The sequence below is a fragment of the Microbacterium indicum DSM 19969 genome, assembly GCF_000422385.1.
In the GTDB taxonomy this organism is placed as follows: domain Bacteria; phylum Actinomycetota; class Actinomycetes; order Actinomycetales; family Microbacteriaceae; genus Microbacterium; species Microbacterium indicum.
On record NZ_AULR01000011.1, the window covers coordinates 1 to 14343 of the forward strand.

14 protein-coding genes and 2 riboswitches are annotated in these 14343 nt (G+C 70.7%); of the genes, 4 read left to right on the forward strand and 10 right to left on the reverse strand.

Features of this window, described 5'->3' with window-relative positions:
* Positions 1–328, forward strand: a 328-nt coding sequence (locus H576_RS0108600; RefSeq protein ID WP_029150603.1) for an IS5/IS1182 family transposase, incomplete at its 5' end; no start/stop codon positions are given.
* On the opposite strand, the gene H576_RS0108605 is transcribed toward H576_RS0108600, so the two are convergent.
* Both H576_RS0108605 and H576_RS0108610 read right to left on the reverse strand, forming a co-directional pair.
* Positions 325–729 (reverse strand): M14 family zinc carboxypeptidase, encoded by a 405-nt coding sequence (locus H576_RS0108605; RefSeq protein ID WP_029150604.1) that lies wholly within the window; start codon positions 727–729, stop codon positions 325–327. The two genes, H576_RS0108600 and H576_RS0108605, sit on opposite strands and share 4 nt — an antisense overlap.
* The gene (locus tag H576_RS0108610) at positions 726–2345 is read right to left on the reverse strand and encodes a peptide ABC transporter substrate-binding protein (RefSeq protein WP_036320115.1); all 1620 of its coding nucleotides are present in this window, start codon (positions 2343–2345) and stop codon (positions 726–728) included. The genes H576_RS0108605 and H576_RS0108610 overlap by 4 nt, the downstream gene beginning before the upstream one ends.
* A 183-nt stretch (positions 2346–2528) precedes the next feature.
* Between H576_RS0108610 and H576_RS15015 the strand changes: the two genes are divergently transcribed.
* Together H576_RS15015 and H576_RS0108620 are read left to right on the forward strand one after the other, a co-directional pair.
* The gene (locus H576_RS15015) at positions 2529–3146 is read left to right on the forward strand and encodes an FMN-binding negative transcriptional regulator (protein ID WP_036320117.1); all 618 of its coding nucleotides are present in this window, start codon (positions 2529–2531) and stop codon (positions 3144–3146) included.
* Positions 3143–4582, forward strand: coding sequence for an amidohydrolase (locus H576_RS0108620; RefSeq protein WP_029150606.1), 1440 nt, complete (start codon positions 3143–3145; stop codon positions 4580–4582). The genes H576_RS15015 and H576_RS0108620 overlap by 4 nt, the downstream gene beginning before the upstream one ends.
* A 33-nt stretch (positions 4583–4615) precedes the next feature.
* On the opposite strand, the gene H576_RS0108625 is transcribed toward H576_RS0108620, so the two are convergent.
* The 3 genes from H576_RS0108625 to H576_RS15025 are packed head-to-tail and all read right to left on the reverse strand — an operon-like array spanning position 4616 to position 7605.
* Positions 4616–6079: an amidohydrolase gene (locus H576_RS0108625; RefSeq protein WP_051172479.1), complete on the reverse strand. Its 1464-nt coding sequence runs from the start codon at positions 6077–6079 to the stop codon at positions 4616–4618.
* Positions 6076–6840 (reverse strand): hypothetical protein, encoded by a 765-nt coding sequence (locus H576_RS15020; protein WP_245559150.1) that lies wholly within the window; start codon positions 6838–6840, stop codon positions 6076–6078. The genes H576_RS0108625 and H576_RS15020 overlap by 4 nt, the downstream gene beginning before the upstream one ends.
* A 24-nt stretch (positions 6841–6864) precedes the next feature.
* Positions 6865–7605, reverse strand: a complete 741-nt coding sequence (locus tag H576_RS15025; RefSeq protein ID WP_036320119.1) for a DUF5058 family protein — start codon at positions 7603–7605, stop codon at positions 6865–6867.
* A gap of 44 nt (positions 7606–7649) precedes the next feature.
* Positions 7650–7730, reverse strand: a riboswitch (glycine riboswitch).
* A 2-nt stretch (positions 7731–7732) separates the two neighbouring features.
* Positions 7733–7819, reverse strand: a riboswitch (glycine riboswitch).
* Between the two features lie 350 nt (positions 7820–8169).
* Between H576_RS15025 and H576_RS0108640 the strand changes: the two genes are divergently transcribed.
* Positions 8170–8703, forward strand: a complete 534-nt coding sequence (locus H576_RS0108640; protein WP_245559151.1) for a flavin reductase family protein — start codon at positions 8170–8172, stop codon at positions 8701–8703.
* Positions 8704–8769: 66 nt separating this feature from the next.
* On the opposite strand, the gene H576_RS0108645 is transcribed toward H576_RS0108640, so the two are convergent.
* From H576_RS0108645 to H576_RS15030, 5 genes are all read right to left on the reverse strand, one after another.
* Positions 8770–10134, reverse strand: coding sequence for an NtaA/DmoA family FMN-dependent monooxygenase (locus H576_RS0108645; protein WP_029150609.1), 1365 nt, complete (start codon positions 10132–10134; stop codon positions 8770–8772).
* Between the two features lie 88 nt (positions 10135–10222).
* Positions 10223–10804, reverse strand: a complete 582-nt coding sequence (locus H576_RS0108650) for a TetR/AcrR family transcriptional regulator (protein ID WP_156888185.1) — start codon at positions 10802–10804, stop codon at positions 10223–10225.
* A 20-nt stretch (positions 10805–10824) separates the two neighbouring features.
* Positions 10825–12216 (reverse strand): NtaA/DmoA family FMN-dependent monooxygenase, encoded by a 1392-nt coding sequence (locus tag H576_RS0108655; protein ID WP_036320121.1) that lies wholly within the window; start codon positions 12214–12216, stop codon positions 10825–10827.
* Positions 12213–13232, reverse strand: a complete 1020-nt coding sequence (add, locus tag H576_RS0108660) for an adenosine deaminase (protein WP_211215792.1) — start codon at positions 13230–13232, stop codon at positions 12213–12215. The genes H576_RS0108655 and add overlap by 4 nt, the downstream gene beginning before the upstream one ends.
* Positions 13233–13262: 30 nt before the next feature.
* Positions 13263–14324 carry an ABC transporter substrate-binding protein gene (locus tag H576_RS15030; protein WP_036320124.1) on the reverse strand — a complete coding sequence of 354 codons (1062 nt, stop codon included), beginning with the start codon at positions 14322–14324 and terminating at the stop codon, positions 13263–13265.
* Positions 14325–14343 lie beyond the last annotated feature (19 nt).

A 14343-nucleotide genomic window follows, 5' to 3' on the forward strand; every position in this document is an offset into this window, starting at 1 on the left:
CACCAGGCCCGCCGCAGTCCGGGGCGACAAGGCGTACTCGTCCCGCGCGATCCGCGGACACCTCCGCTCCCGCGGGATCAAGGCCGTGATCCCCGAACCCGCCGATCAGCAAGGACACCGCAAACGGCGCGGCTCACGCGGCGGCCGCCCCGTCGGCCTCGATACCGCCGACTACAAGAACCGGAACGTCATCGAGCGCCGCTACTGCCACATCAAGCAATGGCGAGGACTCGCCACCCGCTACGACAAGCACGCGATCATCTACCGCGCCGCCGTGATCCTCAACGCCGTCATCGCCTGGACCAAACAATTGTCAGACACACCCTAGGTGACTCGGTCGCCTGGATCTGCGAACCACGACTCGTTGAGCCGGGCGCCATCGGGGTCGATGCACGGCACGATGTGCCAGCGCGCGCCGAACTCGGCCGCCGGTCCTTCGCCCGCGGCCACGTCGCGCAGCAGCTCCAGCGCCGTGTGGAACCCGATCGGCTCGTTGGGATGCACGCCGCCGAGCACGACGATCGCGGGCCCCTCGCCGACCGCGTACGACACGATCTCCTCCCCGAGGCGGCTCGAGCCGATGATCGCCCGCTCGATCGCGTCGGGGAACTCCGCGACGAGCGCGTCCGCCACCCGCCGCAGCTCGTCGACGAGCGGGAAGTCGCTGATCGGGGGCAGGGCGAGCGCGCGCTTCGCGACGCGCTCGCCCCAGGTGGTGCTCTCCGTCACTCGCCGACCACGACTTCCTGCAGGATCGGGCTGCCGCTCGCGGCGGGGAGCTCGGCGATCCGCTCGGTCGTCGCGTAGCTGTACGACTCGCTGAACAGCGGAGGGACGGGGAACTCCTCCTGCAGGATCTCCTGCACGGCGACGTATGCGCTGCCGTCGGTCGATGGATTCTGGTCGGCCTCGGTCATCGCCGCGGCGACGTCGTCGGAGTACATCGCGACGCAGTTCTCGCAGGATCCGGTCTCGAGGTACAGCTCGCGCATGGTCGCCTGCTGGCTCGGGTAGAGCGCGCCCCATCGCGAGAAGAACGCGCCCGAGATGTCCTGCGCCGTACGGCGGTCGGCGAACTCGGCCCAGTCGGACGTAGGCGAGGCGACAGCCTCGATGCCCAGGGTCTGGCGGATGCTGTTGGCGATGGCCGTGTAGAGCTCGTCGAGCCCGCCGCCGCCCGGGTAGACGATCTCGAGGTCGCCCTCGAAGCCGCCCGCTTCGTCGAGCAGGGCCTTGGCCTCGTCGGGGTGGTACTCGCAGTATTCGCCGCAGATCCCCTCGGGGGTTCCCGCCTCGACGATCGGGGTCCATGCCGTGGCGGGCTCGTACGTCCCGGCGTAGAGCTGCTCGTTGATCGCGTCGCGGTCGATCGCCATCGAGATCGCCTGGCGCACGCGGACATCCGAGAAGCGGTCCTCCCAGAGCGAGAGGCCGAGGAACGAGATGCCCGGGGCCTGGAAGCTGTAGAAGCGGTCGCCGAAATCGGTCCCGGCTTGGGCGAGCCGGCTCGCGGGGACGTTGACGATGTCGAGGTTGCCGGCCTGGACGTCTGTGTAGGCGGTCGTCGTGTCGACGTAGGGCACGAAGTCGATCTCGTCGACGGTCGGCTCCTCGCCCGCGTAGTCGTCGTAGGCGGCGACCGTGATGGTCTCGCTCTCGACGTAGTCGTCGGTCATCTCGAACGGCCCGTTGCCGATGGGGTGCGCGTTGTACGCGTCCATGTCGTCGAACGCGCTCTGCGGCATGGGGAAGGTCGCGGTCTGCGCCTGGCTGAGCTGCACAGGAAACTGGCTGTCGGGCGTCACGAGCGTCACCCGGAAGGTCAGATCGTCGATGACCTCGAGGCCCGACATCTCATCGGTCGTCGGGTCGCTTCCGTCCGCCGGGTTGAGGTCGTCGAAGCCCTCGATCGCCGCGAGCTGACCGGAGTTCTCGGCGACGTTGGGGCCGTACGCGGCCCAGTTCCACGAGTCGACGTAGTCCTGCGCTGTGACGGGTGTGCCGTCGTGGAAGGTCCAGCCGTCGCGCAGTGTGATCGTCCAGGTCTGCTGGTCGTCGCTCTCGACCGACTCGGCCTGCACGTCGTCGAGCGTGCCGTCGTCGTTGATGAAGGTGAGGGGTGCCCAGACGACTCCGGAGAAGTCGAAGGCGATCGTCTGGCGGGAGGGGATCAGGATCCCCGGGTCCGTCTCGGCGACGCGGATGGCAGTGCCGTCCGAGCTGGCCGCTGAGGACCCGGACGAGGCCGAGCAGCCGCTGAGGGCGATGCCCGAGGCGACGACTGCGGCGGTCGCGGCGAGCGTCAGCCGGCGGCGACGTGACGTGGTGGAGCGCAGGATTCCCATGGGTTGTCTCCTCTGCGGGGTCGGGTGCAGACGAGACAACTCCCAGACAGGTGTCGCACGCAAGGGGATCTGCTCACTTGTTTCATTAATCCCTGAAACTTTCACACGCTCGAAACACGCGGCGATGGGTGCCCTCGTAGCGTCGGAGACTGAACCCGTCTGCCCGCGAAGAGGAGGCCTCCGATGCGCGAGAACCCCGATTACGCTCTGACCGATCCCCGCGAGGTCGCCGATCTCGTCCGCGTGAATCCGTGGGCCACGATCGTCAGCTCGACCGGTGAGGGCCTCGTCGCATCGCACTATCCCGTGCTCGTCGACGAGGACGAGGACGGCGTGTGGATCACGAGCCACGTCGGGCGGCCCGACGAGCGGCTGCACGGCCTCGGATCGGGAGAGCTGCTCGTGATCGTCGAGGGGCCGAGCGGGTACGTCTCGCCCAGCTGGTACGGCGTCTCCCCCGCCGTGCCGACATGGAACTTCGTCACCGCCCACCTGCACGGCGTGCCCGAGATCCTCTCCGACGACGAGAACCTCGCCGTCCTCGCGCGGCTCGTCGCGCGATTCGAGGACGTCCTTCCCGAGCCGCATCGCCTCGACCTCGACGAGGCGACGAACGCGTACGCGGCCCGAATCGTCGGCGGGACCATCGGGTTCCGCATGCGCATCACGCGGTTCGAGGCCAAGAGCAAGCTCAGCCAGGACAAGCCCGACGAGGTTCGGGAGCGGATCATCGCCGCGCTGCGCGCCGACGGGCCGTATCGGAACCCCGCTCTCGCCGCCGCAATGGAGCACGCGTCGTGAGCTCGCTGCTGATCCGCGGGGCGCGGATCTGGGGGTCCTCGGATGCGCCCGTCGACGTACTCGCGGGGGCCGGGCGCATCGCCCGGATCGAGCCCGCCGGCGCGATTCCCGGGGCGGACCAGGTGATCGCCGCCGACGGCCGGCACATCGGCCCCGGCCTCTGGGACTCGCACGTGCACTTCACGCAGTGGACCACGACGCGTTCGCGCGTCGACCTGTCCCTCGCCGCGAGCGCCGCCGATGCGCTGCGGGTTGCGGCCGCCGCCGTCGCGGTGCAACCCTGCTCGGCGCCGGTCGTCGGGTACGGGTTCCGGGACGCGCTCTGGGCCGACGCACCGTCCGCCGCGGCGATCGACGCCGTCGCCGGCGAGGCGCCCGTCGTCCTCGTGAGCGGCGACCTGCACTGCGCGTGGATCTCCCGCGCCGCCGAGCAGCTCCTCGGCGTGACCCGCGAGCCCGACGGCGTCGTCCGAGAGTCGGCGTTCTTCGCGGTGCACGGACGCCTCACGGAGATCGCGCCGCTCTCGGACGACGCCTTCCGCGGCGCCGCGCGGAACGCCTCCGCGCGCGGGGTCGTGGGGATCATCGATCTCGAGCATGCCGACAACCCGCGCGAGTGGGCGGATCGGGGATCCGAGCTCCTTCGCGTCGAGGCGGCTGTGTGGCCCGACCGGCTCGACCAGGCGATCGACGATGGTCTGCGGAGCGGCGGCCCGCTCACGGACGACGGTCTCGTGACCGTGGGGCCGCTCAAGATCGTGGTCGACGGCTCGCTCAACACCCGGACGGCGTGGTGCTGGCATCCGTACCCCGGCACCTCCTCCGCCGGGGTCGCATCGGTCGGCCCCGACGACCTGCGGTCGCTGATGCAGCGCGCGAGCGCCAACGGCTTCGACCTCGCGGTGCACGCGATCGGCGATCGCGCCAACGCCGAAGCTCTGGACGCGTTCGCCGAGCTCGGCATCACCGGGGCGATCGAGCACGCCCAGCTCGTCGACCCCGGCGACTTCGCACGCTTCGCCGAGCTCGGGATCGTGGCCGGCGTGCAGCCCGAGCACGCGATGGACGACCGCGACGTCGCCGAGCGGCACTGGCCGGGGCGCTCCGAGCGGGCCTTCGCCTTCGGATCCCTCCGCCGGGCGGGCGCCCGTCTGCGCCTCGGCTCGGACGCCCCCGTCGCGCCCCTCGACCCGTGGATCTCGATCGCAGCCGCGGTGTCGAGGTCACGCGACGGGCGCGATCCATGGCACCCCGACGAACGGATCTCCATCGCCGACGCGATCGCGGCGAGCACTCGCACCCGCGTGGCCGTCGGCGAGGCGGCCGACCTCGTGCTCACCGATCTCGACCCCTACGCGGCGACGCCGGACGAGCTGCGCGCGATGCCGGTCAGCGCGACGGTGCTCGGCGGACGGGTGGCGCACAGCGGGGCGTGAGGCCCCGCCTCACGCCCCGCCTACCCCGTCACCTCACCTCGCGGTGTACCCCGGTCGGGCGGGAGGCGCCACGATCCCCTCCGGAATCGGGCAGTCGTACGGCGTGACCGCCATGGTCGCCTCGTGTTCCGCCTTCGCCTTCGCGAGCAGGTCGGCGTCGGTCACGAGGTCGTACGCGACGGCGGCCATCGCCTCGGCGCAGTAGACCATGCCCTTCTCCGCGGCGGGGGTCTTGCCCTGTGCGACCATCTGCCACGAGTGCCCCGGCGTCCCGAGCACGGCGGTCCCACCCCAGATCTGGACGGTCGGGACGACCCAGCTCACGTCGCCCACGTCGGTGGATCCGGTCATCTGCGGGCGGTGGAGGGGATCCGGCTTCGGCGGCACCCCGAGGAAGTACGGGGAGTCGTCGTCGACGGGCAGCCCGAGCATGGCCTTCGTCGCCGCGATCGCGGGCTGGGGGACGGTCGTCTGCAGGACGCGGCCGTACTCGATGTCCGCGCCGTCGTACGGCACCCCGCCCATCTCCTCGACCACCGCGTGCAGGTGCTGCTCCAGGACGGTGCTGGGCAGGATCTCGGCGCTCGCGCCGTCGAACTCGATCTCGACCTCAGTCTCGGTCATCATCGCCGCGCCGCGGGCGATCTTGCACACCCGCTCGTACAGCGTGCGCATCGACGCCGTCTTGGCCGAACGCACCAGGTAGTAGAGCTCGGACGACGACTGCACGACGTTCGGCGACGCGCCGCCCGCGTCGGTGAACGCGTAGTGCACGCGGTCCGTGTCCTCCATGTGCTCGCGCAGGAAATTGACGCCGACGTTCATGAGCTCGGCGGCGTCGAGCGCGCTGCGCCCGTGCTGCGGGTTCGCGCCCGCGTGCGCCGCGAGGCCCGTGAAGCGGAAGTACGCCTGCGTGTAGGCGAGCGAGTGCTGTTGGGCCGTGCCGAGGCCGGGCCCCGGGTGCCACGACACCGCGGCGTCGACGTCGGCGAATGCGCCGCCCGCGACCATGAACGACTTGCCCGCGGCTCCCTCTTCCGCAGGGCATCCGTAGTAGCGGATCGTGGCCTCGACGCCCTCGCGCTCGAGGGTCTGCGCCAGCGCGACCGCCGCGAGGAGCGAGCCGGATCCGAGCAGGTTGTGCCCGCAGCCGTGGCCGTTGCCCGACGTGTTGCCGTCAGCGGGGCGGCGCTCGGTCGCGCCGTTCTCCTGGCTGAGGCCCGCGAGCGCGTCGAACTCACCGAGCACCGCGATCACGGGGCCTCCACTCCCCCACTCCGCGGAGAACGCGGTCGGGATGTCGGCGATGCCGCGCACGATGCGTGCGCCATGCTTCTCGGCGACTGCGATCTGCTTGCCCGCCGAGACATGCTCCTCCCAGCGCAGCTCGGGTTCGTCCCAGATCGACCGCGAGAGGGCGATGAACTCCCCCGCGAGGTCGGTCACGTCGGCCGTCGTGGGCCGGGTCGTCGTGGAGTCGAGGGTCGAGCTGCTCATGCGATGTGCTCCTTCGGTGCTTCTGGTTCTTCTGCTGATGCGGACTTCCGGTTCCGCGTGATCACCACGGCCGCGGCGATCGTGAGGACGACCGAGATCGCGACGGCGAACGCGCCGAGCGCCGGGACGATGAGCGGCAGGACGATGACCGCGACGGCGCCCATGACGATCGCCGTGGCGAGGATCGTCCAGTTCGGGTTCGAGACGACCATCTGCACGATGACCGCGCCCATGATCGCGGGCAGCGCGTAGGTCTGGATCACGAGCACGATGCTGTCGGGCACCATCCCGACGACCCAGGTTCCGAGGATCCCGACGAACACCAGGAGGGCCGCGAGGTGCGTCGTCGCGGCGCCGCAGATCGCGAGGGACGCCGCGAGCTGGCCCTTGCGCGTGCCGGCACGCGCGTCGACGGCGGACTGCGCGACGATCGCCGCCGGCAGCAGCTTGTTCGAGATGTTGCCGATCATGAAGGCCTGGTACATCGAGGCCGGGCCGAGGACGGGGAAGTACGAGAGGGGCTCGATGACCCAGATCGTGCCGAACGAGATCGCGAGGAGCGCGACGCCCCCGATGACCCAGCCGGGCGGGACGTCGAGCATTCCGGCGACGATCGCGGGGCCGCCGATCATGACGATCATGGCGGCGAGCATCGTGATCGCGCCCCACCTGCTCGTCGTGCGGTCGAAGGATCCCCAGTCGTCACGGGGCGCGCCGTCGGGGATCGTCGGGGCGGTCTTGCTCTTGAGGGAGATCGACATGATGTGACTCCTTTCGGCGGCGCGTCAGGCGCCGATTCCGGTCTGGGTGAGCAGGATGGCGACGCCGATCCCGATGACGAGCGCGATGCCGAGCGCCCATTCCTTGAGCCACGCGAACCGCGGCGAGCGCGCGAGCAGCATCGCCAGGATCATGACGACGGCGCTCGACAGCGCGACGAGAGCCGGGACGACCCCGGCCGCCAGCTGCTGGATCCCGAATGCGCCGAACGCCCCGAACATCGCGGCGGTCGTGACGATCGCCATCGTCGCCGCGCCGCGCTTGCTCGAGGCCTCGACCCTGTTCTGGCCGCGCTTGAGGATCGGGGTGACGATGAGCGTCACGATCATCCAGCCCGCGCCTCCGATCCCCATCGCGAGGAGGGCCGCGGCGAAGACCTGCTGCGTCCATCCCTCGCCGCCGAGCTCGGCGCCGACGCTCGAGGCGACGACCCCCGCGCTCGTGAGCTCGTAGGGGGCGGATCCGATGAGACCGATGCGCACGAGGACGCCCGGCGTGCCGAGGACTCCGATGAGCGTCACGGCGATGAGGCACACGGCGAGCGAGGGGCCGATCGACGAGATCACGCCGGCGCGGTACGCCTTGTTGACCTCCTGCCGCGACATCCCTGCGGCCGGCGCCGCGACGCGGGCGGCGCGGAAGTAGATGACGGTCTGGATGCCGATGATCGCGAACACGGCGATCGCGGCGATCCAGAGGACCGGGTGCATCGCGGCACCCATGATGTTCGGTGACTGTGGATCCATTGCATCTCCTGGAGAGAGCTCCGCCGCAGCGGATTCCGGATCCCACCTTGTCCTGTTGCCTGAGAGTGTCGCGCCGGTGAGCGCGTTCCCCTTCGGCGGCCCGTCGCGCGAGCGCTCTCCAAGGTTCCCGAGCGACAGAGTCCTGGTGCCTGAGAGATTGTGGGTGCTTGCCCCTTCGGCGCCCGCCTGCGCGGAGCTCTCCCCTGCCGTTCATAGGTCCCGCGACGATGAGGCGCCGCGGGATCGGTGTGTACCGATGCGGATCACTATGTCGACCGCCGGTTGCACCGCCGTGACCCCGTCTTGCGCGGCCGTTACGTTCGCGGGGCGGGGAGTTTGCGACGGCTTTTCGGCGGTGTGACGCCGGCGGACCGCAACCCGGCGTAACACGGGGGTGACGGAAGGGAAACGACGCGCGACCATAGTGGAAGGCGCAGCGTGAGCCGCTGCGTGCCCCATCGAGACACAACACCTCGCGGGAGAACGCGTCGGCCGCGGTCTGCCTCTCTGGTGTGAGCGCTCCGACGTTGACCATCCGATCAGCGAACGTCAGGAGCACCCGCCTTGTCTCTCATCTCCGAAGCGCCCGTCGAGCTCGCCCACCAGCTGGAGCCCGTCGGCGCGGATCTCGACAGCGTCCGAGCCATGATGGGCCGCTACCCGTCGGGCGTCGCGGCCCTCTGCGCGAACGTCGACGGCGAGCCCGTCGGCATGGTCGCCTCGTCCTTCACGGTCGGCGTCTCGTACGACCCGCCGCTCGTCATGTTCTCGGTCCAGAGATCGTCGTCGACGTGGCCCCGGCTCATCCGGTCGCCGCGCATCGGGATCAGCGTGCTCGGCGACGGCCAGGCCGACGCGTGCATGCGCCTCGCGTCGCGCAGCGGCGACCGCTTCGCCGGCCTCGACGTCGCCGAGTCGTTCGACGGATCGATCTTCCTCAACGGATCGCCCATGTGGTTCGACTGCTCGGTCGAGAGCACGACGCCCGCCGGCGACCACGAGATCGTCCTGCTGCGCGTGCACGCGATGGCCGAGGCCGCCGACAGCTCCCCGCTCGTCTACCACGGCCGCCGGTTCCACTCGCTGTCGGCGCTCTGACGGGCGCGCGAAGCGGCCGCCGGCCCTCACGGGGCGCCGGCGGCCGCTTCGCGTCGGAGGATCGCGTCAGGCGCGGGCCGGCTCCGTCGCGCGCCGGTACGCGGCCCCGGGGTGGCTCGCGTCGAGGTGGGGGCCGGATCCGCCGAGACGCTCACGCAGCGTCGTCGGCTCGCCCGCCGGCGCGATGAGGCCGCGGCGGCGCATCTCGGGCATCACGAGGTCGAAGAAGCGGTCGAAGTCTCCCGCGTGATCCGGCTGCACGAGGAATCCGTCGGCGTCGGTCTCCTCGAGCACCTCCTGCGCGGCGTCGACGACCTGCTCGGGCGTCCCGACATAGGGCGCGCCCATGACGCTGTTCGCCTGGAACTCCTCGAGGATCTCCCGCACGGTCGGCGCGTTCGGCCCGAGGTACCGCTCGACGTTCGTGCGCCCCGTCTGGGTGAGGCCCGCGCTCGGGTCGAGGGGCTTGTCGGGATCCATCCGCGACAGGTCGAGGCCCGTGTAGAACGCGTACGACGCGGCGGCCTCCTCGAGCGTGCGCATCGAGCGCTGCCTCTCGCGGATCGCGCGCGCCTCGTCCTCGGTCTCGGCGACGTAGAAGGTGCCGGCGATGAGGCAGGAGATCGATCGCGGGTCGCGGCCGTTCTCCCCCGCCCTCCGCCGGATGTCGGCGATCTGCGCCTTCATCGCCGCCGGCTCGGCCGCGAGGAACACCCCCTCGGCGTACTTCGCGGCGAGCGCGCGGCCCGGCTCCGAGGCCCCGGCCTGGAAGAGCACGGGCGTCCGCTGCGGCCCGGGCGGCACCGAGAGCGCGCCGTGCGAACGGAAGAACGGACCCTCGTGCTCGATCTCGCGGACCCGGTCGGGATCCGCATAGACCCCCGGCTCCCGGTCGGCGACGACGGCGCCGTCGTCCCACGAACCCTCCCACAGTTTGAGGGTCAGGTCGACGTGGTCGTCGGCGATCGCGTACCGCTGGTCGTGTTCGGTGAGCTCGCGCCCGAACAGGCGGGCCGATGCGTTCTGACCCGCACCCGTGACGATGTTCCAGCCGACGCGGCCCTTCGTGAGGTTGTCGAGGGTCGCGAGCTTCCGCGCGACCATCGGCGGCAGCTCGACCTGCGTCGACAGGGTCGTGACGAGGCCCATCCGATCGGTCACGGCGGCGAGCGCCGGCAGCAGAGCCGAGACATCGGCCTTCGGGAACTGCACGCCCGCCCGGACGGCGGACGCGGGGATCCCGTCTCCGACCACCGGGTATCCGTAGTCGTCGGCGAGGAAGAAGAAGTCGGCGCCCTCCTCCTCGCCGCGGCGCGCCATCGTGAGCCAGTGGTCGAGATCGAGGAACGCGGTGGATGTGCTCTCCGGCATCCGCCACGACCCCATGAGCCCCATGCTCTGAAACAGACCGATCTTCCAGTGCTTCGCCATCCGCGTTCCTCCCTCGAAAGTGAACTGATCAGTTCACACGCTAGGAGCGCCGTGTTTCGGGGCCGTCACGGCCTCGAGAAGCCTGCGCTCAGAGGGCGGCGACCGCGCCGGCGACGCCCGCCGCGTAGGAACGACGCAGGATCTCCCTGTCGCCGCCCGAGATGAGCGCCATCTGCAGCCCGCGCCACAGCGCGACGATCGCCGTCGCCGCGATCCGGGCGCGCTCGGCGTCGTGCCCGTGCTGGCGGATCGCCGACGTCGCGAGGTCGACCCACTGCAGCCGCGATCGCCGCGTGAAGCTCTCCCACTCGTCGCCGTCGCGCATCGCGACGCCGAAGCTCTGGAAGTAGACCCGCAGATACGGGATGTTCTCCTCGGACGAGAGGTCCTCCCACGCGCGGATCAGGAGGTCCTCGAGATCGCCCTCCTCGTGGAGGCGGTCGAACATCGTGCGGAGCCGCGGGTGGCGCTCGAACGCGCGAACCGATGCGTCGTCGAGCAGCTCCTGCTTCGAGCCGAAGTAGTAGAGCAGCATGCGGTTGTTGGAGCCGATCCCCCGCGCGATCCCGCTGAGGCTCAGCCCGATCACCCCGTCGCGCAGGATCAGGTCGGCCACGAGCTCCAGAAGACGTTCCTTCTCGGCACTCGTCGTGGGGCCCGCGTCGCTCACGGGCCCCACGATATCCGCAGTCAGACGGCGGCCCGCCTGAGCACGGGGTGCGCCGCGCCGAGGCGGTCGTTGCCCGCGCGCTCGGTCACGCGGGCCCGCAGCGTGTCCTTGCCCGCGGCGTCGCCGAGGCGACCGCGCTCGCGGAGGATCGGCATCACGAGCCGCCCGAACTCCTCGATGTCGGTCGGCTCGAAGTAGGGCTCGATGAGGAAGCCGTCGAGCCCCGTCGCCTCGGCGATGCGCTCGATCTCGTCGGCCACCTGCTCGGCCGAGCCCGTGACCCGGAACCCCCGGGTGCCGAGCCCGCGCAGCTGGTCGAGGATCTCGCGCACGGTCGGCGCGTCGTCGCCGAGGAAGCGCTCGATGTTGCTCGTCCCCATCTGCCCCACGACGCCCGTTCCGAGCACCTGGTGGAGGGTCTGATCCGGGTCGAGCGACAGCAGGTCGATCCCCGTGTTGCCGGCGTACAGCGCCGCGACGATCTCGTCGCTCTGCATCGCGTCGAATTCGGCCTCGATCCGCCTCGCCTCCTCCTCCGTCTCGCCGACGAAGACCGTCATGCCGCTCATGAGCCGCAGCGCGGATCCGTCGCGCCCCGCGGCGTCCGCGCGCTCGCGGATGTCGGCGACGGCCGCGGCCGTGCGCTCGACGGTCGTCGCCTGCACGAACACGCACTCGGCCGTGCCCGCCGCGAAGGCGCGGCCCTTGGGCGACGTCCCCGCCTGGAACAGCACGGGCGTGCGCTGCGGCGAGGGCGGGGCGCCGTAGTACCCGCGCGAGCGGTAGTGCTCGCCGTCGAACACGATGCGGTGCACGCCGTCGGGGTCGGCGTACACGCCCGTCTCGCGGTCGGCGACGAGCGCGTCGTCGTCCCACGCCTCCTCCCACAGCCGGCTCGCGAGCCGCACGTACTCGGCCGCCATGTCGTAGCGCACGTCGTGCGGCACGAGGCTGTCGTGGCCGAACACCTCGGCGACGGCGTTCTGCGACGCCCCCGTCACGATGTTCCAGCCGATGCGTCCGCCCGTCAGGTGGTCGAGCGTCGAGAAGCGCCGCGCGAGCTGCGCGGGGTGATCGAGGCCCGTCGTCTGCGTCACGACGAAGCCGAGCGTCGACGTGTGCTGCACGAGGATCGGGATCAGGTAGTCGGGGTCGAGCCCCGAGAAGTTGATGCCGCGCTCCACCGAGACGCGCGAGATGTCGTCGCCGATGATCGGGTACCCGTAGCCGCCCGCGAAGAAGAGGAAGTCGAAGCCCGACTCCTCGATCGACTTCGCGATGCGGATCCAGTGGTCGACGTTCGCGAAGTCGACGCTCGCGGCGGGGGCATGCGGCCAGCTGAAGGTCCCGCCGACCTGGGGCGCCATCACCTCGAAGATCCCGAAGTGCAGCGTGCGGGCGTCGCCAGTCATGCCGCGAGCCAAGCGTCGATGCGCTCGCGCGCGACGGCCTTGACGGCCTCAGGAGCGAGGGTCGTCTCGATCGAGGTCCACGCGCACGCCGCGAGCTGCTCGTCGCTCAGGCCGAGGCCGGAACGGCAGATCTCGTATTCGTCGAGGAGGCCGGGGCCGAACAGGATCGGGTCGTCGGCGTTGATCGAGCACCGGACACCCGCCTCGAGGAGATGCGGCAGCGGGTGGTCGGCGATCGTCGGAACCGAGTCGACGAGGATGACGTTCGACGACGGGCAGACGTCGAGCGAGACGCCGCGCTCCGCGAGCTCGGCGACGAGGGAGGGATCCTCGACGGAACGGATCCCGTGCAGGATGCGGTCGGCGCCGACAGACAGCGCCCCGCGCACCTCCTCGGGGCCGACGAGCTCGCCGGCATGCGGCGTGATCTGCAGGCCCGCGCGCTTCCCGATCGCGAAGGCCTCGGCGAAGCGCGCCGAGGAGTTGCCGCGCTCCTCCGCCGCGAGGCCGAGCGAGACGACCCCCCGCCCCGCGAACCGGGCGGCCAGCTCGGCGAGCTCGATCGCGACGTCGACGCCGGCCGTGCGGTCGATCGTCACCATGAACCCGAACGCGACGCCGGTCTTCACGGACGCCGCCTCGGAGTACGCGAGGAACGCCTCGAGGGCCGCGTCCTGCGATCCGAAGACGGTGTCGTAGAAGCGCGGGCTCACGTTGAGCTCCAGCCACGCGGCGCCGTCGGCCGCGTTGTCCTCGAAGATCTCGTGGATCAGGCGCTCGACCGCCTCGGGCGTGCGCAGGACCTCGAGGAGCGTGCGGTACGTCTCGCTGAACGCCGCGAAGCCCTCGAAGTCCTGCGTCTCGGGAACGGGGATCCCCTTCTCGGCCGCCAGCTCCGCGAGCGTGGCGGGGCGCATGCACGCCTCCATGTGGATGTGCAGGTGCCCCTTGGGCAGCTCGCGCAGCTCGCGGATGCCCTGCGCCGTCTGGACGCTGTGCGTCTCGGTGATCGTCATCGTCGTGTCGTCTCCTCGCTCGCCGTCACGTCACTCGCCGAGGTCCGCGTACGCGGCCTCGAGGTAGCTCATGTCGACGTAGTCCTCGGGCGCCGGGAGGTCGGCGAAGCCCGCCGCGGCGAGCCCGTCGTACATCGCGCCGTCCATGATCTCGGTGTTCATCGTGAACATCGGGTCGCCGTAGTCGCCCACGACGAGGTCCTGCTGCAGTTCGTTCTCGCGCGTCTGCTGCGCGAGGTCGAGGCCGAGGTCGGCCCCGTACTCGTCGACGGCCAGGCCCGCGCCGACCGCCGGATCCTCGCCGTTCTCCTCCCAGCCCCGGATCGAGGCCGCGAGGAACCGCTCGATCAGGTCGCCGTTCTCCGACACGAAGTCCGAGTCTCCGTACATGATGTTTCCGTAGAGCGGCAGCCCGAGGTCGGAGTACATCGTCACGACATAGTCGTCGCTCGACATCCCGTACTGCTCCTCGAGCATGATCGGCTGGTTCGTCGAGTAGGCCGTGTACGCCTTGCCCTGGCCGTCGACGAGCGGCGCGATGTCGAAGCCGACGGGGATGAAGTCGTAGTCGGGCTCGAGGCCCGCGAGGTGGAACATCGCGTCGTAGTTGATCTGCGTCCCCTCCTGCCCCAGGACGGTCGCGCCCACGAGGTCCTCCGCCGACTCCACGGGATCCGAGGCGAGCGAGACGAGCGCTCCGGGGCTGTTCTGGAAGAGCGCGCCGATCGCCGTCCAGTCGTTGCCGTCGGCGAAGGTCCCGAGCCACTGCTGCAGGCTCGGCTCGATGCCGAGGTCGGCTTCGCCCGACGCGACGGTCTGGGCCGTCGTCGGGGCATTGGGGCCGCCGCCGATCCAGTCGATGTCGAGGCCCGCGTCCTCGTAGTAGCCCTCGTGGTCGGCGATCCAGAAGCCCGCCCACTCGGTGTTCGTGATCCAGCCGAGCGAGACGCGCAGCGTGTCGAGGTCGCCCGACGCGTCGGACGATTCGTCGGACGCTGTTCCCGAGCAGCCGGCGAGGGCGATGCCGACGGCTGCGGCAGCGGCGAGCGCGGCCGCGGCGCGCGAGCGGCGGAGGTGGGGAAGTCGACGCATAGGGTGTGCTCCTTGGTTC